This is a genomic window from Streptomyces angustmyceticus (assembly GCF_019933235.1).
Classification (GTDB): domain Bacteria; phylum Actinomycetota; class Actinomycetes; order Streptomycetales; family Streptomycetaceae; genus Streptomyces; species Streptomyces angustmyceticus.
Genome location: NZ_CP082945.1, coordinates 5,714,654 through 5,733,028, shown reverse-complemented (window position 1 = coordinate 5,733,028; position 18,375 = coordinate 5,714,654). Strand labels below are relative to the sequence as shown.

Below are 18,375 nucleotides of genomic sequence, written 5' to 3'. Positions count from 1 at the left end.
CCGCCCGATACCGGCTCCGATACCGCACGCCGATAGCGCGGCCGGCGAAGAGGACGGCCCACAGGATCCGGCGATAGGTTCCCCTTTACGATGGGTGGCCACCGCCGTGCCCCGCACTGCGCCACCGCGACAGCGACGACCGGACCCACGAAACCGACAAAGGACCCTTACGTGAACATCCGCTCCCTCACTCGAGGCGACGGCGTGGTGATCGGAGCAGCGGTGTTGCTGTTCATCGCCTCGTTCCTCGATCTCGCCAGTTTCTCCGCCGCCAACGCCTGGGACTCGCTGAACCTCCTCATGAGCGTGTACCTGGCCGGAGTGATCGGCGCGGCGATCATCGTCGTCGGCCGTGCGCTGCCGCAGTCGGCGCCGCGCAAGGTGGCCGGTCTCGACCTCGCCCAGTTCGGTGTCGCCCTCACCGTCTTCGCGGCGTGGACGGAACTGTGGACCCTCTTCTCCTTCCCCAGCGTCGGCGCGGGTCTGATCCTCGGTCTGATCGCCGCCCTGGTCCTGGCCGGCGGCGCCGTCGCCACGCCGCTCCTGCCGCCGCTCCAGGCCGCCCTGATCAGCGCCCCGAAGCCGCAGGCCGCCCCGTACGGCGCGGGCCCCAACCCGGGTTACGGCTACCCCGGCGCCCAGCAGCAGGCGAACCACGGCTACGGCTACCCGGGCGGCCAGCAGCAGCCGCAGGCCGGCCAGCCCTACGGCCAGCAGCAGGCCGGGGCCGACGCCACGGCCGGCGGCCAGGCGGCAGCCGGCCCCATGGGCGCCGCCCCGGCGGCCGGCGCCCCCGCGGAGTTCGCGCCGTTCTGGTTCGCGGTGCCCGTCGCGCGCCCGCTGTACGGCGAGGACGGTTCGCCGGCGCCGATCGCCGAACTGGCGCCCGGCACCTGGTACCTCGCGGTGGAGCAGCGCGGCCAGGCCCTGATCGCCCAGACCCAGGACGGCCGACGCGGCGTCCTGCAGGACACCACCGGTATCCAGCGCGGCTGACACCGGACGCCCGGCGGTCCGCTCCCGGCCCCTCGCCCTCACGGGCGGGGGGCCGTTGCCATGTCCGCGCCCCGCCCGTACAGTCACCGCACGCACCAGACCTGACGTACCGTCAGCACGTGAGCGGTCACCGCGTTCGGGAGGCGATCAGCATGCGACTCGGTCTGCACCTGGGCTACTGGGGACGCGGCCCGGACCCCCGGCACCTCGAACTCGCCCGCGAGGCCGAGCGGCTGGGCTACGACTCGGTGTGGACCGCGGAGTCCTGGGGCTCGGACGCCTTCACCGCGCTCACCTGGATCGCCGCCCACACCTCCCGCATCAAACTGGGCACCGGTATCGCGCAGATGGCGGCCCGCACCCCCACCGCCACCGCGATGCACGCCCTGACCCTCGACCACCTCAGCGGCGGGCGGCTGCTGCTGGGCCTGGGGCTGTCCGGGCCGCAGGTCGTCGAGGGGTGGTACGGGCGGCCGTTCCCCAAGAGCCCGCTCACGGCCACCCGCGAGTACGTGGACGTGATCCGCCAAGTCCTGCGCCGGGAGGGGCCGGTGGCCTCGGACGGGCTCTTCCACCCGCACCCCTACCGCGGCGCGGACGGCACCGGCCTCGGCAAACCCCTCAAGCCCATCACCCACCCGCTGCGGGCGGACCTCCCGCTCCTCCTGGGTGCCGAGGGCCCCAAGAACATCGCCCAGACCAGCCGGATCGCGGACGGCTGGCTGCCGCTGTACTGGTCACCGCAGCGCACCGACGTCTACCGGGCGTCGCTGGCGGACGCCCCGGACGGGTTCCTCGTCGCGCCGATGGCGCGCGCCGTGGTCTGCGACGACCTCGCCGAAGGGCTGGCGCCGGTCAAGGCGATGCTCGGCTTCTACATCGGCGGGATGGGGCACGCCGCCAGGAACTTCCACGCCGACCTGATGGCACGGATGGGCTTCGAGGAGGCGGCCCGGCGGGTGCAGCGGCTGTTCCTCGAAGGCCGCAGGGAGGAGGCCGTCCGCGCCGTGCCGGACGCCTTCGCCGACGAGATCTCCCTGGTCGGCCCGCGCGCCCGCATCGCCGAACGCCTGGAGCTGTGGCGCACCGGGCCGGTCACCGACCTGCTGGTCACCGCCCAGGACCCGCACACGCTGCGGGTCCTGGCCGAGCTCAACTCCTGACCGGGGCGGGTCCGTTCACCCGAAGGTCGCCCACTCCAGCCACCGGTCGAGCAGGGCGCGCTCGCCCAGCACCTCGACGCGGTCACTGTCGGCGGGCAGCCGGCGGTAGAGGACCTGGAGGACGTCGGTGAGGGGGCCGCGCAGCGCGACCGCGGCCTTTTCGTGGGTGCGGCGGTGGGTGGGCGCCTCGCCCGTGAGGTCGAGCAGCCACTCGGCGTTCAGGCCGGGCGGGGCGTCGGTGGCGTGGACGTGGATCGTCCGGCCCTCGCCGAGCAGGTTTCCGCCGCGCTCGGCGAAGCGGGCCACCACCATCGGCAGTTCGCCGATCTGCAGCCACTCCTCCAGACAGTCCGCGGCGACCGGCGCGGGGACCTCGAAGGGGACGCCGGCGGTGAGGGCGGCATCGGCCCGGTGGACGACGGTCTCATGGACCATCCGGCGGACCCAGAACCCCGTGTTCCGGGCCGTCGTCCAGCTCCAGACCTCCGCGTCGGGGCCGGCCTCGCGCAGCGCGGCCACGGTCTGCTCGACGCCCTCCGCCAGCCAGGCGTCGAGCGCCGCCGCGTCCTCGCCCTCGGGTCCGGCGCCCCCGGGGACGTCCGCGGGGTCGACGCTCTCCGACGCGCGGGTGGTGACGATCGCGCCGGTCCAGCGGTGCGCGCCGCCCACGTGCCGGGCGAGGTCGGCCAGCGTCCAGTCGGGGCAGGTCGGCACGGTCGCCGAGAGATCGGCCTTCCGCACGATCTCCCGGAACCTGTCGGTCTCGGCGAGGAGCGCGGCGCAGTATTCCTCGTGGGTGAGGGAGCCTTGGAGTGTCATGCGTCGCACAGTAGTGCGCCCGCCACGGCTCTTCCTCCCCTTCTGGCGCGTTCTCGCCGCCCCCTACCGGCAGCAGTCCGGGTCGAGTCCGGTCGGCAGCCGCTCGCCCCCGAAGACCGAGGTGGTGGCCTCGTCGCCGCCCAGGGCGGCCACCGCCAGCAGCAGCGAACCGGCCGTCCAGGAGGTGAGTTCACGTGGCCAGATCGCGTCGTCGTCGAAGACGTAGCCGGTCCAGTACATACCGTCCTCGGCGCGGAGGTGCTGGATCCACTTGAGGATCTGCACGGCCCGCTCGGACTCCCCCATCGCCCACAGCGCCAGCGCCAGTTCCGCGCTCTCCCCGCCGGTGACCCAGGGGTTGGGCAGCACACAGCGCACGCCCAGGCCGGGCACGACGAAGTTCTCCCACTCCGCGTCGATGCGCTCACGGGCCTGTGCGCCGCGGACCGCGCCGCCCAGGACCGGGTAGTACCAGTCCATGGAGTAGCGGGACTTGTCGAGGAACCGCTCGGGGTGGCTGCGTATCGCATGGCCGAGGCTGCCGACCGCCAGTTCCCAGTCGGGCTGCGGCTCCTCGCGCTGCTCGGCGAGGGCGAGCGCGCAGCGCAGCGCCTGGTAGACGGAGGACGAGCCGGTCAGCAGCGCCTCGGTGACGGGCGTGCCGTCGTCCTCGCGCTTCCAGCCGATCTCCCCGCCGGGCTGCTGGAGTTCCAGCACGAAGGTGACCGCGGCGTGCACCGCGGGCCACATGCGGTCGAGGAAGGTCTCGTCGCCGGTGGACAGGTAGTGGTGCCAGACGCCGACCGCGAGGTAGGCGCAGAAGTTGGTCTCCCGGCCGCGGTCGGTGGGGGCCTCGGCATCGCCGTCGGCGTAGGCCGCGTACCAGGAACCGTCCGGGTTCTGGTGGCGCACCAGCCAGTCGTACGCGGCCTCGGCACGCTCGTGTTCGCCGGCCGCGTCCAGGGCCATGGCGGCCTCGGTGTGGTCCCACGGGTCGAGGTGGTGGCCCCGGAACCAGGGGATCGCGCCGTCGGAGCGCTGCACCGCGAGGATGCCGGCGACCGTGCGGGCCGCCTGTTCGGCCGTGAGGACCCCCGGCAGAACGAGCCGTTCGGTACGCCCGGGACTTGTCACTTGGCGGCCCCGGCGGAGTTCTTGGCGGCGGACTTGGCGGCCGGCGTGGCGCCCGCGGCCTTCTTGGCACCGGTCCTGGCACCGGACTTGGCACCGGACGTGGCGCTCCGGGCGGGCTTGGCCGGGGCGGAGGAAGCGGGCGCCGGCTTCGCGGCCGCGGCGGCGGGCTCGGCGGGCTCGCTCTCCGCGGTGGCGGCCGGCTCTGCGGCGCCCGGCTCCGGAAGGTGCGGCTTGGTGGCGTAGACGACGAAGCTCTTGCCGATGACGGGGTTGAGGGCCCGCTCGGCGAGCCGGGTGGCCAGCGGCTTCTTCATGATGTCCCAGACCAGGAGCTTGTGGTACGCCTGCACCGGCAGCGCCTTGTCGTTGTCCACCCCGAAGGCGCATTTGAGCCACCAGTAGGGACTGTGCAGCCCGTGGGCGTGGTGGGTGCCGTACGGCTCCAGCCCGGCCTCCCGCATCTTGCCGAGGAGTTCGTCGCCGCGGTAGATGCGGATGTGGCCGCCCTCGACCTCGTGGTAGGCGTCGCTGAGCGCCCAGCAGACCTTCTCGGGGCCGTAGCGCGGGACCGTGACGGCGATCCGGCCGCCGGGACGCAGCACCCGGACCATCTCGGCGAGCACTCCCTTGTCGTCCGGGATGTGCTCCATGACCTCGGAGATGATCACGACGTCGAAGCTGTCGTCGGGGAACGGCAGGTTCAGCGCGTCGCCCTCCATGGCGGTGGCGGAGGCACCCGCCGGGGCCTCGCCCGCCTCCTCCATCGCGGCGAACCACTTGGCGACTTCGCGGATCTCGTCGCCGTTCTGGTCCAGGGCGACGACCTGCGCGCCGCGCCGGTAGCACTCGAAGGCGTGCCGGCCGGCGCCGCACCCCAGGTCGAGCACGCGGTCGCCCGGAGCGAGCGGGAAGCGGGAAAAGTCGACGGTCAGCACGGCGTTCTGCTTTCGTCCGGCGGTGGGTGGCGGTGGTGGCTGCGGAGGGAACTGCGGGCCGGGCGGCGGTATCAGACGTGCCCGGCGGTGGTCGGCGCGGGCGCGGCGCCGGCGGTCCCCGCGGACGCGGCCCGCGGGGAGGTCCGGGCGGCGGCCCGGCCGCCCTGGAGGGCGATGGCCTCGCGGTAGCGCTCGGCGGTGCCGATGGCGGCCTGGCGCCAGGTGAAGCGGGCCAGCACCCGTTCCCGGCCGGCCGCGCCGAGCCGCCGGCGCAGCGTCTCGTCGCCCAGGAGCCGCAGCAGTCCGGCCGCCAGCGCGCCGGCGTCGCCCGGCGGCACCGCGAGGCAGGTCTCGCCGTCCGGCCCGGCGACCTCGGGGATGGCGCCGCCGGTGGTGGCCAGCAGCGGGGTGCCGGTGGCCATCGCCTCGGCCGCGGGCAGCGAGAAGCCCTCGTAGAGGGAGGGGACGCAGGCGATCTGGGCGCTGCGCACCAGGTCGACGAGTTCGCCGTCGGTGATGCCCTTGACGAACTCGATGGCGCCGGACAGGCCGAGCCGTTCGATGGCGGCGGCCACCGGGCCGTCGTCGGCGCGCTTGCCGACGACCACCAGATGCGCGTCGGGGTTCTCGGTGCGCACCTTGGCGAGCGCCTCGACCAGGTGGATCAGTCCCTTGAGGGGCACGTCGGCGCTGGAGGTGGTGACGATCCGGCCCGGCACCTCGGCCACCGAGGCGTCCGGCGAGAACAGGTCGGTGTCGGCGCCGATATGGACGACGTGGATCCGTCCCGCGGACACCCCGAGGTCGTCGACGATCTCCTGGCGGGAGGAGCCGGAGACGGTCAGCACCGACGGCAGCCGCCGGGCGACGCGCTTCTGCATGCGGGTGAAGCCGTACCAGCGGCGCACCGAGGCGCGGCGCTTCCAGCCGTCGGCGGCCTCCAGATCGAGGCGCCGGTCGACGGTGATGGGGTGGTGGATGGTGGTGACCAGCGGGGCGCCGAGCGCGCCGGGGCCGCCGAGCAGGCCGTAGCCGAGGGTCTGGTTGTCGTGGACGACGTCGAACTGGCCGCGGCGGGCGGCGAGGTGACGCCGGGCCCGCAGGGAGAAGGTCAGCGGCTCGGGGAAGCCGCCGGTCCACATCGTGCCGACCTCAAGAGCGTCGATCCAGTCGCGGTACTCGCCGGGCTTCGGCGTGCGGAACGGGTCCGGCTGGCGGTAGAGGTCCAGGCTGGGCAGCTCGGTCAGGGTCACCCCGTCGTCGAGGACGGGGTAGGGCTGGGCGCCGATGACCTCGACGGTGTGGCCGAGGCGGGCCAGTTCGCGCGAGAGGTGGCGGACGTAGACGCCCTGTCCGCCGCAGAACGGGTTCCCCTTGTACGTGAGCATGGCTATCCGCAGGGGACCTTCGCCGTTCGGCGGGGCGGAGGCCGAGGTGGCCTCGGCGGGGCGGGGCGCGGCTGCCTGGACGGCCTCTGCGGTCACGCTCGGCCCCCTTCTCACTGGACTTTCGCCGGAGCGTAACCGCTGGCGGTAATCTAGAACAAGTTTCAGAACTGCTGGGCTACTCATCAGTTCACCGAGCTTCGAATCTACCGGCCGAGAACGATGCGAAAAGAGCCGCACCAGGTGATTCGCGCCACCACCCGCCCCCCTGCCATGCTGTGCCGATCACACCACCGGCACTCGCCGCATCGCGGACGGAGTGCCACGGAATGGGAAATATGACTACGGAATCCAAGGCGGCCAGGCCGACGCTTCCCGCGAGTCCTCCCCTGACCGAGCGTCAGGAGGCACGGCGCCGCCGCATTCTGCACACCAGCGCCAAGCTGGCGTCCCGTGGTGGCTTCGACGCCGTGCAGATGCGCGAGGTCGCCGAGTCCTCGGGCGTCGCGCTCGGCACCCTCTACCGGTACTTCCCCTCCAAGGTGCACCTGCTGGTCGCCACCATGCAGGACCAGCTCCAGCACATGCACGAAACCCTGCGCAAGCGCCCGCCGTCGGAGCAGGACCCGGGCGCCCGGGTCGCCCAGACCCTGATGCGGGCCTTCCGCGCGCTGCAGCGCGAGCCGCACCTCGCGGACGCGATGGTGCGCGCGCTGACCTTCGCCGACCGTTCCGTCAGCCCCGAGGTCGACACCGTCTCCCGGCTGACCACCGCGATCATCCTCGACGCGATGGCCCCGCCCGTCGCCCACCACCACCCTGCGCGGGAGCCGGCGCGCCCCTCCGTCTCGCCCACCCCCGAACAGCTCTCCGCGGTCCGGGTCATCGAGCACACCTGGCACTCCGCCCTGATCACCTGGCTGTCGGGCCGGGCCTCGATCGCCCAGGTGAAGATAGACATCGAGACGGTCTGCCGCCTGATCGACCTCACGGCCCGGGAAGGGAACGGGCGCGGCGGGAAGCGGTAGCGGCGGGGCGGGCGGGAGCCTGAGGCGTTCGTTCCGCCGTCGGCCGGGGTAGTTGGCCCGCAAGGGGCCCACCGACCCCCTACGGGACCACCGTCCCGCCCCCCTACGGGCCTCCCTCCACCCCGCCCCCGCCCCCTCACTCCTCCGGCGGGAACACCGCCTCGTCGCTGCCGGCCACGGTCACGGTGATCGCCTCCACGGGGCACCCCTCGGCGGCCGCCAGCACCGACTCGTCGGCGTCCGTCTCCGGCGCCACCGGATGCGACTGCCGGGCCGAGTCCAGCCGGAAGCCGTCCGGTGCCGTGCCCGCGCACATCCCGGAGCCGATGCAGATGCTCCGGTCCACCTCCACCCGCCAGCGGTCGCCCATCAGGCACCCGCCGGCAGGTGGATCATCTTGTGCTCCAGGTAGGCGCCGAAGCCCTCGCGCCCGAACTCCCGCCCGATGCCGGAGTTCTTGTAGCCGCCGAACGGCCCGAGCATGTCGATGCTGAAGGTGTTCACCGAGTACGTGCCGGTGCGCACCTGCCGGGCGAGGTCGACGCCGTGGTCGACGTCGGCCGTCCACACCGAGCCGGAGAGCCCGTAGTCGGAGTCGTTGGCGATCCGTACCGCCTCGGCCTCGTCGTCGTACGGGAGCAGGCAGATGACCGGGCCGAAGATCTCCTCGCGGGCGATCCGCATGGAGTTGTCGACCCGGCCGAAGAGGGTCGGCTCGACGTACCAGCCCGTCGGCTGCCCCTCGGGCCGGCCGCCGCCGGTGAGGACCTCGGCGCCCTCCTTGCGGCCGAGTTCGATGTAGTCCAGCGAGCGCTGCTGCTGGCGGCGGGCGACCAGCGGGCCGAGTTCGGTGGCCGGATCCAGCGGGTCGCCGACGGTGAGCGCGGACGCCGCCGCGGTGAACCGGTCGGCGATCTCGTCGTAGTGGCTGCGCGGCGCGAGGATCCGCGTCTGGGCCACGCACGCCTGACCGTTGATCATCCAGGCGAACGGGACGATGCCGGCCACCGCCGCGTCCAGGTCGGCGTCCGGCAGGATCACCGCGGCGGACTTGCCGCCCAGTTCCAGCGTGACCCGGCTGAGGTTGCGGGCCGCGACCTCCATGACCCGCTTGCCCGCCGCCACCGAGCCGGTGAACGACACCTTGTCCACGCCCGGATGCCCGACGAGGTACTCGCTCACCTCGCGGTCCGCCGGGAGGATCGACAGCACGCCTTGCGGCAGCCCGGCCTCCGTCGCGATCTCGGCGAGGAGGTACGCGTCCAACGGGGTCTCCGGCGACACTTTGAGCACCACCGAGCAGCCGGCCAGCAGCGCGGGCGCGAGCTTGGCGGCGGCGGTGAACTGCGGGACGTTCCACGGCACGACGGCCGCGACCACGCCGGCCGGCTCCCGCCGCACCAGCAGCGGCCCCAGCACGCCGTCCCGCCGCTCCTCGAACGGGAAGTCCCGGGCCACGGTCAGCGCCGCGTCCCACGCCAGCATCGCGGCCAGCGACTGCACCATCACGCCGGAGGTGAAGGGCGTGCCGTTCTCGGAGCTGATGACCCTGGCGATCTCCTCGCTGCGGGCGGCGAAGGCGTCCTTGATACGCGTCACCACCGCGATCCGGTCCGCCAGCGGGGCGTTCGCCCACACCCCGGAGTCGAACGACGTACGGGCCGCGGCCACCGCGCGGTCGACGTCGGCCCGCGAGGCGTGCGGCACCCGGCCGATGACCTGTTCGGTGTGCGGCGAGACGACCTCGATCACGTCCCGGCCGGCCGGATCGGCCCACTCACCGCCTATGTAGAGCCTGGTGTGCTCGACGAGGTCGCTCATCGCTGCCGCCTCCTGCGGGTTGGCCGCCTGTCCGGCGATCCCTGACGGTTCCTGACGCTCCATCACAAAGGTCGTTGCACCGGGAACTGATACCAGTTCCAGTGGGAGGAGTCCACAGCGCGCGGCCGAAACGCCGACCCCGGCCGGGCCGCCGCGCGAACCGCGCCCTCGCCGCACGAAGGGCGCCCTCGCCGCGCGAACCGGCGTGGACGGAAGGGTCACTTCACGCCGCATTGAAACCGGTTCTAGTTATAGTGAGGGCCGGCTGCCAGGTGTATGCCACACCGAGAGGGGACCGGGATGACGCCACAGGTGACCGACCACAAGGGCGGGGTGTGGAGCATCGCCGTCCCCATACCGGACAACCCGCTCGGCCACACCCTCGTCCACCTGCTGGAGACCGGACGCGGGCCCGTGCTCGTCGACACCGGCTGGGACGACCCGGATTCCTGGGACACCCTCGTCGCCGGCGTCGGCGCCTGCGGCTTCGCCGTCAACGATCTCCACGGCGTCCTGATCACCCACCACCACCCCGATCACCACGGCCTCTCGGGCAGGGTGCGGGAGGTCTCGGGCGCCTGGATCGCGATGCACGCCGCGGACACCGCCGTGGTCCGCCGCACCCGCGAGGCCGCACCGGGCCAGTGGCTCGACCACCTCACCGCCCGGCTCGCGGCGGCGGGCGCACCGGACGCGCACCTGGCGCCGCTGCGCGAGGCGCGTGCCGGGGGACGCGGCGGGAGACCGCCCGGCCGGGGGGCCGCCCTGCCGGACCGCGACATCGCGCCCGGCGAGCTGCTCGACCTGCCGGGGCGCCGGGTGCGCGCCGTCTGGACACCGGGGCACACCCCCGGCCATGTGTGCCTGCACCTGGAGGAGGAGCACCCGTCGGGGCGGGCCGGCGGCTTCGGCCGGCTCTTCTCCGGCGACCATCTGCTCCCCGGCATCACCCCGCACATCGGCCTGTACGAGGACCCGGAGGGCGACGGGGGCGAGGCCCTCGACCCCCTGGGCGACTACCTCGCCTCCCTGGAACGCGTCGGCCGGCTCGCGCCCGCCGAGGTGCTGCCCGCCCACCAGCACGCCTTCACCGACGCCGGCGGCCGCGTCCGCGAGCTGCTCGCCCACCACGAGGCGCGGCTCTCCCAGCTGCGGGAGCTGCTCCGCGAGCCCCGCACCCCCTGGCAGCTCTCCACGGCCATGGAGTGGAACCGCCCCTGGGAGCAGATCCCCTACGCCTCCCGCACCATCGCCGTCACGGAGGCCGAGGCCCACCTGCGCCGGCTGGTGAAGCTGGGGCGGGCGGAGCGGGTGGCGGGGTCCGATCCGGTGCGGTACCAGGCGGTGTGAGGGGGCGGCGGCACCGGGCGTGGTGCGGTCCGGGGCACGGCTCCGCTGCTCGTACGGTGCGCGCCGCTGGGACCGCTCGTACCGCTGGGAGCGCTCGCGCTCGCCCGTACCGCTCGCACCTCTCATACCGCTCGCACGGTTCGTACGGGCGAGCGAGTGGCCCGCCGGGCGCCGGTTAAGGTATGCGGGACAACTTCATCCGTACCCGATCGGGGGAAGCCGGTGGAAATCCGGCGCTGACCCGCAACCGTGAGGACGGCCCGCCCGCACCGCGCCCCGGCCCGGAGCGGGGCCGTACGAGCCGGAGCACCCGAGGGGCACGACCAAGGCTCGCGCCACCACGGCCGCCCGCCCCCGCGGACGGCCGGTGCGCGGCACCGTCGAGGTATACGGAGCTGAGCCCGGTGCCACCGCGGCCGATCCCGGATCGGCGGGCGGGTGGCCGGCCGAGCGCGGCTGCGTAGCATCGCCGCGACCCGACCCGAGAGGCACCGACCCGATGGCCCCCATGGCTCACCAGGCCCCCTTGACGCACTCCGTCGCCTTCCTGGCGCGCCGCGCCGCCACGGCGCTGGCGGCCGTGGCGGTGCTGGGCGCGGCCGCTGCCCCCGCCGCGTACGCCGACTCCGCGTCCCCCGGGAAGCTGCCCGACGGGCTGTACGGCACCAACGACCCGCAGTTCGACGGGGTCTGGCGGCAGTCGCTCGCGCTGCTGGCCCAGGACACCGTGGGCATCCGCCCGGCCCCGTCCGCCGTGACGTGGCTGGCCGGCCAGCAGTGCGCCGACGGCGCGTTCACCGCCTACCGGGCCGAGCCGGGCACGCCCTGCGACGCCAAGACCCGGCGGGACACCAACCCGACGGCCGCCGCGGTGCAGGCGCTGGCCGCGCTGGGCGGGCACGGCGACGCCGTGCACAAGGCCGTGACGTGGCTGAAGTCGGTGCAGAACGACGACGGCGGCTGGAGCTCGGCGCCCGGCTCGGCCAGCGACGCCAACTCCACCTCCGTGGTCATCGGCGCGCTCACGGCGGCCGGTGAGAAGCCCCGGTCGGTGACGTCGAAGAAGGGCGGCAAGTCGCCGTACGACGCGCTGCTCACCTTCCGGCTGGGCTGTGAGGAGAAGGCGGAGGGGCGCGGCGCCTTCACCTTCCAGCTCAAGGGCGCGGCCCCGAACGCGGACGCCACCGCGGCCGCCGCGACCGCCGCGCTCGGCAAGGGTTTCGTCGTGGCACCGGCCGGCAAGAACGCCACCGCCCCCGTCAAGCCGCTGAGCTGCGAGGGCGACGAGGACAAGAAGGCGGGCGGCGACCCGGTGCGGGCCGCGGAGGGCGGCGACGGCTACCTCGTCGCCCAGCTCGACAAGAACGGGCAGCACCTGCTCTCCGCGATGCCGGGGGCGAAGAAGCAGCCCGACGTCGGCAACACCGCCGACGCCGTGGTGGCGCTGGCGGCCGGCGGGCACGGCGCCGCCGCGGCGAAGCCGCTGGCGTGGCTGGAGAAGAACGCGGCGGGCTGGGCGAAGCAGAGCGGCCCGGCCGCGTACGCCCAGCTGGTGCTGGCCGCGCACGCCACCGGCACCGACCCGCGGTCGTTCGGCGGCACCGACCTGGTGGCCGCGCTCAACGCCACCGGCCCCGCCCCGGCCGCCGCGGCGAAGAAGGACGCCGAGGACGGCGGCGACTCCGAGGGCGGCGGCATCGGTCTGCCCTGGATCATCGGCATCGGCCTCGCCATCGGCGCCGGCATCGGCTTCCTGCTGAGCAGCCGCAAGAAGAGCGGGCTCTGATGCGTCGCACCGGGATCGCCGGCGCGGCGCTGCTGGCCGGGGCGGTCACCGGCCTGGCCGCCGCACCCGCCCAGGCGCAGGAGTACCGCTACTGGTCCTTCTGGCACGGCAAGGGCGGCTCCTGGGCGTACGCCACCGAGGGGCCGGCCACGCTGCGCCCGGCCGACGGCGAGGTGGCGGGGTTCCGCTTCACCGTCAGCGCCGACTCCGCCGCGGCCGGCAAGCCGCGGGCGGCCGCCGGCTTCGACGCGATCTGCCACGGCACCCCGGCGAAGGACGGCCGCAAGCGGATCGGCGTCGTCGTCGACTTCGGCACCGCGGCGGACGCGCCCGGCGGCGAACGGCCGCCGAAGCCCCGGACGGAGTGTGCCCAGGTGCCCGAGGACGCCTCGGCGGGCGAGGCGCTGGCGGCGGTCGCCCGGCCGCTGCGCTACGACTCCAGCGCCCTGCTGTGCGCCATCGCCGGCTATCCGGCGTCGGGGTGCGCGGACCAGGTGAAGGGGCAGAAGGGCGCGAAGGAACCCGCGCCGTCGTCGGGCACGGCGGCGGACGGGCGCGCGGCGGACGGCGGGGGCGACGGCGGCCCGTCCGCCGGGCTGATCGGCGGCGGCGCGGCGGTGGTCGTGCTGGGCGCGGCGGCGGTGTGGCAGGCGCGCCGCCGGCGCGGATGAGCGCCCCGCGGGCGACCCGTACCACCGCGCTGCACGCCGGCGCCTGGTGGCTGTGGGCGCTCGGCCTGGCCACCGCGGCCTCGCGCACCACGAACCCGCTGCTGCTGGGGCTGCTGGTGGGGGTGGCCGGCTATGTGGTCGCGGCCCGCCGCACCGATGCGCCGTGGGCGCGTTCGTACGGGGCGTTCGTCAAGGTCGGGCTGTTCGTGATCGGCGTCCGGCTGCTCTTCGCGTTCGTCCTCGGCTCGCCGATCCCCGGCACGCACACCCTGGTCACGCTGCCCGAAGTGCCGCTGCCCGACTGGGCGAAGGGTGTCCGGCTCGGCGGCCGGGTCACCGCCGAGGGCATGGTCTTCGCGCTGTACGACGGCCTGAAGCTGGCCACCCTCCTCATCTGCGTGGGTGCCGCCAACGCGCTGGCGAACCCGGCGCGGCTGCTGAAGTCGCTGCCCGGCGCGCTCTACGAGGCGGGCGTCGCGGTGGTCGTCGCGATGACCTTCGCGCCGAATCTGGTCGCCGACGTCCAGCGGCTGCGTGCCGCGCGCCGGCTGCGCGGCCGCCCCGACCGCGGGTTCCGGGCGCTCCTGCAGGTCGGGCTGCCGGTCCTGGAGGGCGCGCTGGAGCGCTCGGTGGCGCTGGCCGCGGCGATGGACGCGCGCGGCTACGGCCGCAGCGCCGAAGTGCCGCCCGGCGTACGGCGCCTGACCTCCGTCCTCACGCTCGGCGGGCTGCTCGGCGTCTGCGCCGGGACGTACGGGCTGCTGGGCGAGGCCGGCGGCGGCTACGGGCTGCCGCTGCTGCTCGCCGGGCTGGCGGCGGCGCTCGCCGGGCTGTGGCTGGGCGGCCGCCGGTCGGTGCGCAGCCGCTACCGGCCCGACCGGTGGGGGGTGCGCGCCTGGCTGGTGGCGGGTTCCGGTATCGCCGTCGCCGCCCTGATGATCTGGGCGAACGGCTACGCGTCCGCCGCCCTGCACCCGCCCGCGGTGCCGCTCACCGCCCCCGTCCTCCCCCTCTGGCCGGCCGCCTCCGTCCTCGTGGGGCTGCTGCCCGCCCTCGCCGCCCCGCTCCCGCCGCGCACGGACCGGGCGGAGCGCGGGGACCGGCCGCCGCGGCCGGAGGGGGCGGACCGCACGGACCGGGCCGCGTCCGGTGGCCGTGCCCCCGCTGTCGATCCGCGCACGAAGGAGCCCACCCAGTGATCCGGTTCGAGCAGGTCTCGGTGACCTACGGCGACGCCGCGGCGCCCACCGTCCACGGCATCGACCTGACCGTCCCCGAGGGCGAACTGTGCCTGCTGGTCGGCCCGTCCGGCGTCGGCAAGTCCACCGTCCTGAACGCGGTCTGCGGCCTGGTCCCGCACTTCACCGGCGGGACCCTGCACGGCCGGGTCACCGTCGACGGCCGCGACACCCGCACCCACCGGCCGCGCGAACTCGCCGATGTCGTGGGCACCGTGGGCCAGGACCCGCGGGCGCACTTCGTCACCGACACCGTCGAGGACGAACTCGCCTACGGCATGGAGTCGCTCGGCCTCGCCCCCGACGTGATGCGGCGCCGGGTCGAGGAGACCCTGGACCTGCTGGGCCTGGCCGAGCTGCGCGACCGCGCCCTGTCCACCCTCTCGGGCGGCCAGATGCAGCGGGTGGCGATCGGCTCGGTCCTCACCGCCCACCCCAAGGTCCTGGTCCTCGACGAGCCGACGTCGGCCCTCGATCCCGCTGCCGCCGAGGAGGTCCTCTCCGTCCTCCAGCGCCTCGTCCACGACCTCGGCACCACGGTGCTGCTGGCCGAACACCGCCTGGAGCGGGTGGTCCAGTACGCCGACCAGGTCATCCTGCTCCCCTCCCCCGGCGCACCGCCGGTCGTCGGCGCCCCCGCCGAGGTCATGGCCGTCTCCCCGGTCCACCCCCCGGTGGTGGCCCTCGGCCGCCTCGCCCGCTGGTCACCGCTCCCGCTGTCGGTGCGCGACGCGCGACGCAAGGCCGCGCCCCTGCGCGAGCGGCTGGCGGGCGTCACCCCGCCGTCGCCCGGGACGGGCACGGACACCGGCGCCGGCTCCGGTGCCGGTGCCGGTGCCGGGACCGTACCGGCGCTGCCGGTGCCCGCACCCGCGGGCTCCCCGGACGACGCCGCCGCGGTCGTGCGCGGGCTCGGTGTGCGCCGGGGGCGGACCGAGGCGCTGCACCAGGTGGATCTGACCGTGCGGGGCGGCGAGATGGTGGCCCTGATGGGCCGCAACGGCGCGGGGAAGTCCACCCTCCTGGGCACCCTCGTCGGGATGCACACCCCGTCCTCCGGAACGGTGCGGGTCGGCGGCGCCGTCCCGCACCGCACCGGCCCCCGGGCCCTCCTGCGGCACGTCGGCCTGGTCCCCCAGGAACCGCGCGACCTGCTCTACGCGGACACCGTCGCGGCCGAGTGCACCGCGGCGGACCAGGACGCGGGGGCCGCCGCCGGCAGTTGCCGGGCCCTGGTCGGCCGGCTGCTGCCCGACGTCCCCGACTCCGTCCACCCCCGTGACCTCTCCGAGGGCCAGCGCCTCGCCCTGGCCCTGGCGGTCGTGCTGACCGCCCGGCCCCCGCTGCTCCTCCTCGACGAGCCCACCCGCGGCCTGGACTACGCCGCGAAGGCCCGTCTGGTCGAGGTGCTGCGCGCGCTGGCCGCCGAGGGCCACGCCCTCGTCCTGGCCACCCATGACGTGGAGCTCGCCGCCGAACTGGCCCACCGGGTGGTCATCCTCGCCGACGGCGAGATCGTCGCCGACGGTCCCACCGGCCAGGTCGTCGTCTCCTCCCCCTCGTTCGCGCCGCAGGTCACCAAGGTGCTCGCCCCGCTGCCCTGGCTGACCGTCCCGCAGGTGGCGCACGTCCTGGAGGCCGCCGGATGAGCGCGGCCCCCCACCCCCCGGAGGGCGGGCGGCCGGCCGCCGGACCCGGCCGCCGGACCCGTGCCGTGCGGCTCGGCCCCCGCTCCGTCGCCGCGCTGGTGCTCGTCTCGGCCGTCGGCGTGATGGCCTTCGGGTGGCCGCTCCTCGCCGACTCCGCCTCCGGGCTCGCCCATTCCCGGGACGCGCCCTGGCTGTTCACCGCGCTGCTGCCGATGCTGCTCGCCGTGGTCGTGGCGACCATCGCCGACACCGGCCTGGACGCGAAGGCCATCGCCATGCTCGGCGTGCTGGCCGCGGCCGGGGCCGCGATGCGCCCGCTGGGAGCGGGGACGGCCGGCATCGAGCCGATGTTCTTCCTGATGGTGCTGTCGGGGCGGGTGCTCGGGCCCGGATTCGGGTTCGTGCTGGGGTCCGTGGCGATGTTCGCGTCGGCGCTGCTGACCGGCGGGGTCGGCCCGTGGCTGCCGTTCCAGATGCTGTCGATGGGCTGGGTGGCGATGGGCGCCGGCCTGCTGCCGGGGCCCGACCGGCTGCGCGGCCGCCGTGAACTGGCCCTGCTCGCCGCCTACGGAGCCGTCGCGGCCGTCCTCTACGGCCTGGTCATGAACCTTCAGGGCTGGCCCTACATCGGCGGCATGGCCTCGGCGGTCTCCTTCGTCCCCGGGGACCCGCTCGCGCAGAACCTCGCCCGCTACCTGGCCTACTGCCTCGCCACCTCCCTCGGCTGGGACGTCCCCCGGGCCGTGGTCACCGTCCTGCTGACCTGCACCCTGGGCGGCACCGTCCTCAAGGCCCTGCGCCGCGCCACCCGCCGGGCGGCCTTCGACGCCCCCGTCGCCTTCCGCGCCGATCCGCCCCGGGGGTCCGCCGGCCCGTGACCCCCGGGGGCCGCCGCACGTGACCGGTGCGGTGCGGCTCCCCGGGGGAGCACCGCCGGCGGGGCCCGGCACCGTCCCGGGCGGTGTCAGCGGGCGACGGGCAGGGCGCGGGCGATGGACGGCTCCGAGCGCAGGAACGAGACGCCGTGGGAGGCGTCGGCGCCCTGGTCGACGACCGTGACCCGGGCGCCGCGGCGGGCCAGTTCCGTCGCGCAGCCCCGGGCGTTGGCCATCGGTACGTCGCGGTCGCCGGCGGCGGTGTAGAGGGTGGTCCGCGCGCCCCGGCCCGGCTTCCCGTCGCAGGTGCGGTCGTTGGCGCGGAGGACGTCGAGCAGGGCGCCGGAGGGGTGCCGGAGCTTCTCGTACCAGGTCCGCGTCAGCAGGTCCTCGATGCGGCCGGGGAGCTTTTCGATGATCTCCTTCTCCGAGTGGCCGCCGTCGAAGAGGTCCTCGACGCGGTGGGCGTACGGGGCGCGGAACACCTCGCCCGGATCGCGGTAGAGGGGGTGCAGGCGGTTCTGGGCGGTGAGGAAGTAGGAGAGGTAGTAGACGGCGGCCCTGGGGTCGACACGACCGTCGAACATGCCGGGCAGTTCGCTCCCTTCGAGGTCGTAGGGCCCGCCGACCGGCGCGAGCAGTCCGGCCCGGAACCGGGGATCGGCGCCGCGGGCGAGCGCACGGCCCAGTTCCATGGTGACCTGCCCGCCCTGCGAGAAGCCGGTCAGGGACACGGTGCGGCCGAGGGTGGCGCCGAGCCCGGGGCGGCGGAGCGTGCGGCCCGGAGCAGGTCGAGGGAGGCCGAGGCGCCGGACCGGGCGTCCATGTAGGGGTGGCGCCCGGGGCCGGCCCCGAGACCGAGGTAGTCGGGGGCGAGGGCGGCGCGGCCGGCCGAGGCGTACAGCACCGACACCGCGCGGTCGGGGCCTTTCGCCACCGACGGTGCGTCGCCGCGGCGGGCGAGGGTGCCGTGGCTGTGGACGACGGGCGGCAGCGGGCGGTGGCCCGTGCCGACGGGGAGCGCGAGCAGGCCGGAGGCGGTGGTGGGGCGGCCGTCGGGGGTGCGGGTGCGGTAGATCAGGCGGTACGCGGCGACGCCGTGCCGGGCGGTGCCGGCCGCCAGGCCCTGTTTCCGCGCCTCGGCGGCGACCTCGGCGCGGTTCTGCCGGCCGAGGGGGGTGACGGACAGCAGCGTGCCGCGCCGGTGGCCGGTGCTCCGTGCGGGGCCGGGGGCCGTCCGGGCACCGGTGGCGGCGTCCTGCGCGCGGTGCGCGGCGCCCGTGGTCCTGTGCGGCGGTGCCGCGAGCGCGGCCGGGGCCGCCGTGAGCGCGGCCAGCACGAGAGCGGCCCCCGCGGCCAGTGCCCGCGGCGCGCGTCGTCGTGCGCGGGCTCTCCCGGTCTCGTCCGGCGTGCCGGACTCGGATAACGGCGTACCGGACACGGGAGACGGTGGATGCTGGTGCGGTGAGGTGCTCTTCGTCATGCCGCCGACGCTACGGAGCGCGCGGGCCTCGCGGAATGCGGT

Annotated in this window: 17 protein-coding genes and 1 riboswitch; of the genes, 9 read left to right on the top strand and 8 right to left on the bottom strand. The window is 75.1% G+C overall.

From position 1 onward, the window contains the following. Window positions 1-171: 171 nt before the first annotated feature. Both K7396_RS25620 and K7396_RS25615 read left to right on the top strand, forming a co-directional pair. Window positions 172-996, top strand: a complete 825-nt coding sequence (locus K7396_RS25620; protein ID WP_086721317.1) for a DUF5336 domain-containing protein — start codon at window positions 172-174, stop codon at window positions 994-996. 152 nt (window positions 997-1,148) lie between these two features. Continuing rightward, window positions 1,149-2,159, top strand: coding sequence for an LLM class F420-dependent oxidoreductase (locus tag K7396_RS25615; protein ID WP_086721318.1), 1,011 nt, complete (start codon window positions 1,149-1,151; stop codon window positions 2,157-2,159). Between the two features lie 15 nt (window positions 2,160-2,174). Here K7396_RS25615 and K7396_RS25610 read toward each other — a convergent pair whose 3' ends face one another. The 4 genes from K7396_RS25610 to K7396_RS25595 form a co-directional block, all read right to left on the bottom strand. Then, window positions 2,175-2,978, bottom strand: a complete 804-nt coding sequence (locus K7396_RS25610; protein ID WP_086721319.1) for a maleylpyruvate isomerase family mycothiol-dependent enzyme — start codon at window positions 2,976-2,978, stop codon at window positions 2,175-2,177. Window positions 2,979-3,041: 63 nt separating this feature from the next. After that, the gene (locus K7396_RS25605) at window positions 3,042-4,112 is read right to left on the bottom strand and encodes a prenyltransferase/squalene oxidase repeat-containing protein (RefSeq protein ID WP_086721320.1); all 1,071 of its coding nucleotides are present in this window, start codon (window positions 4,110-4,112) and stop codon (window positions 3,042-3,044) included. After that, window positions 4,109-5,047 carry a class I SAM-dependent methyltransferase gene (locus tag K7396_RS25600; RefSeq protein WP_086721321.1) on the bottom strand — a complete coding sequence of 313 codons (939 nt, stop codon included), beginning with the start codon at window positions 5,045-5,047 and terminating at the stop codon, window positions 4,109-4,111. Before K7396_RS25600 ends, K7396_RS25605 begins: the two co-directional genes overlap by 4 nt. A gap of 71 nt (window positions 5,048-5,118) precedes the next feature. After that, window positions 5,119-6,531, bottom strand: coding sequence for a glycosyltransferase family 4 protein (locus K7396_RS25595; protein ID WP_086721322.1), 1,413 nt, complete (start codon window positions 6,529-6,531; stop codon window positions 5,119-5,121). A 239-nt stretch (window positions 6,532-6,770) separates the two neighbouring features. On the opposite strand from K7396_RS25595, the gene K7396_RS25590 reads away from it, so the two are divergent. Next, window positions 6,771-7,460, top strand: coding sequence for a TetR family transcriptional regulator (locus K7396_RS25590; RefSeq protein WP_152104981.1), 690 nt, complete (start codon window positions 6,771-6,773; stop codon window positions 7,458-7,460). Between the two features lie 136 nt (window positions 7,461-7,596). Here the strand turns inward: K7396_RS25590 and K7396_RS25585 are convergent, their stop codons facing one another. Further along, complete coding sequence (locus K7396_RS25585) at window positions 7,597-7,830, bottom strand: ferredoxin (RefSeq protein WP_152104982.1); 234 nt, start codon at window positions 7,828-7,830, stop codon at window positions 7,597-7,599. Continuing rightward, on the bottom strand, window positions 7,830-9,281 hold the full coding sequence (locus K7396_RS25580; RefSeq protein ID WP_152104994.1) for an aldehyde dehydrogenase: 1,452 nt from the start codon (window positions 9,279-9,281) through the stop codon (window positions 7,830-7,832). The genes K7396_RS25585 and K7396_RS25580 overlap by 1 nt, the downstream gene beginning before the upstream one ends. Window positions 9,282-9,581: 300 nt before the next feature. On the opposite strand from K7396_RS25580, the gene K7396_RS25575 reads away from it, so the two are divergent. From K7396_RS25575 to K7396_RS25550, 6 genes are all read left to right on the top strand, one after another. Then, window positions 9,582-10,631 carry an MBL fold metallo-hydrolase gene (locus tag K7396_RS25575; protein ID WP_086720127.1) on the top strand — a complete coding sequence of 350 codons (1,050 nt, stop codon included), beginning with the start codon at window positions 9,582-9,584 and terminating at the stop codon, window positions 10,629-10,631. A 155-nt stretch (window positions 10,632-10,786) separates the two neighbouring features. Next, window positions 10,787-10,913, top strand: a riboswitch (cobalamin riboswitch). Window positions 10,914-11,130: 217 nt separating this feature from the next. After that, the gene (locus tag K7396_RS25570; protein WP_086720125.1) at window positions 11,131-12,417 is read left to right on the top strand and encodes a prenyltransferase/squalene oxidase repeat-containing protein; all 1,287 of its coding nucleotides are present in this window, start codon (window positions 11,131-11,133) and stop codon (window positions 12,415-12,417) included. Continuing rightward, complete coding sequence (locus tag K7396_RS25565) at window positions 12,417-13,088, top strand: SCO2322 family protein (RefSeq protein ID WP_086720123.1); 672 nt, start codon at window positions 12,417-12,419, stop codon at window positions 13,086-13,088. The genes K7396_RS25570 and K7396_RS25565 overlap by 1 nt, the downstream gene beginning before the upstream one ends. Continuing rightward, on the top strand, window positions 13,085-14,287 hold the full coding sequence (locus K7396_RS25560; protein ID WP_152104983.1) for a CbiQ family ECF transporter T component: 1,203 nt from the start codon (window positions 13,085-13,087) through the stop codon (window positions 14,285-14,287). Before K7396_RS25565 ends, K7396_RS25560 begins: the two co-directional genes overlap by 4 nt. Continuing rightward, complete coding sequence (locus K7396_RS25555; RefSeq protein ID WP_152104984.1) at window positions 14,284-15,975, top strand: ABC transporter ATP-binding protein; 1,692 nt, start codon at window positions 14,284-14,286, stop codon at window positions 15,973-15,975. The genes K7396_RS25560 and K7396_RS25555 overlap by 4 nt, the downstream gene beginning before the upstream one ends. Next, the gene (locus tag K7396_RS25550) at window positions 15,972-16,853 is read left to right on the top strand and encodes an ECF transporter S component (protein ID WP_174886993.1); all 882 of its coding nucleotides are present in this window, start codon (window positions 15,972-15,974) and stop codon (window positions 16,851-16,853) included. Before K7396_RS25555 ends, K7396_RS25550 begins: the two co-directional genes overlap by 4 nt. A gap of 86 nt (window positions 16,854-16,939) precedes the next feature. On the opposite strand, the gene K7396_RS25545 is transcribed toward K7396_RS25550, so the two are convergent. Then, window positions 16,940-17,584, bottom strand: coding sequence for a hypothetical protein (locus tag K7396_RS25545; protein ID WP_208629197.1), 645 nt, complete (start codon window positions 17,582-17,584; stop codon window positions 16,940-16,942). Further along, window positions 17,575-18,333, bottom strand: coding sequence for a hypothetical protein (locus K7396_RS25540; protein WP_223660201.1), 759 nt, complete (start codon window positions 18,331-18,333; stop codon window positions 17,575-17,577). Before K7396_RS25540 ends, K7396_RS25545 begins: the two co-directional genes overlap by 10 nt. Between the last annotated feature and the right edge of the window lie 42 nt (window positions 18,334-18,375).

What these genes read in the sequence shown, in the direction of transcription:
- K7396_RS25560 (WP_152104983.1), top strand. Translation starts at nt 13,085, where the DNA reads ATGAGCGCCCCGCGGGCGACCCGTACCACCGCGCTGCACGCCGGCGCC.
- K7396_RS25565 (WP_086720123.1), top strand. Translation starts at nt 12,417, where the DNA reads ATGCGTCGCACCGGGATCGCCGGCGCGGCGCTGCTGGCCGGGGCGGTC.
- K7396_RS25615 (WP_086721318.1), top strand. Translation starts at nt 1,149, where the DNA reads ATGCGACTCGGTCTGCACCTGGGCTACTGGGGACGCGGCCCGGACCCC.
- K7396_RS25575 (WP_086720127.1), top strand. Translation starts at nt 9,582, where the DNA reads ATGACGCCACAGGTGACCGACCACAAGGGCGGGGTGTGGAGCATCGCC.
- K7396_RS25610 (WP_086721319.1), bottom strand. Translation starts at nt 2,978, where the DNA reads ATGACACTCCAAGGCTCCCTCACCCACGAGGAATACTGCGCCGCGCTC.
- K7396_RS25590 (WP_152104981.1), top strand. Translation starts at nt 6,771, where the DNA reads ATGACTACGGAATCCAAGGCGGCCAGGCCGACGCTTCCCGCGAGTCCT.
- K7396_RS25580 (WP_152104994.1), bottom strand. Translation starts at nt 9,281, where the DNA reads ATGAGCGACCTCGTCGAGCACACCAGGCTCTACATAGGCGGTGAGTGG.
- K7396_RS25570 (WP_086720125.1), top strand. Translation starts at nt 11,131, where the DNA reads ATGGCCCCCATGGCTCACCAGGCCCCCTTGACGCACTCCGTCGCCTTC.
- K7396_RS25585 (WP_152104982.1), bottom strand. Translation starts at nt 7,830, where the DNA reads ATGGGCGACCGCTGGCGGGTGGAGGTGGACCGGAGCATCTGCATCGGC.
- K7396_RS25540 (WP_223660201.1), bottom strand. Translation starts at nt 18,333, where the DNA reads ATGACGAAGAGCACCTCACCGCACCAGCATCCACCGTCTCCCGTGTCC.
- K7396_RS25550 (WP_174886993.1), top strand. Translation starts at nt 15,972, where the DNA reads ATGAGCGCGGCCCCCCACCCCCCGGAGGGCGGGCGGCCGGCCGCCGGA.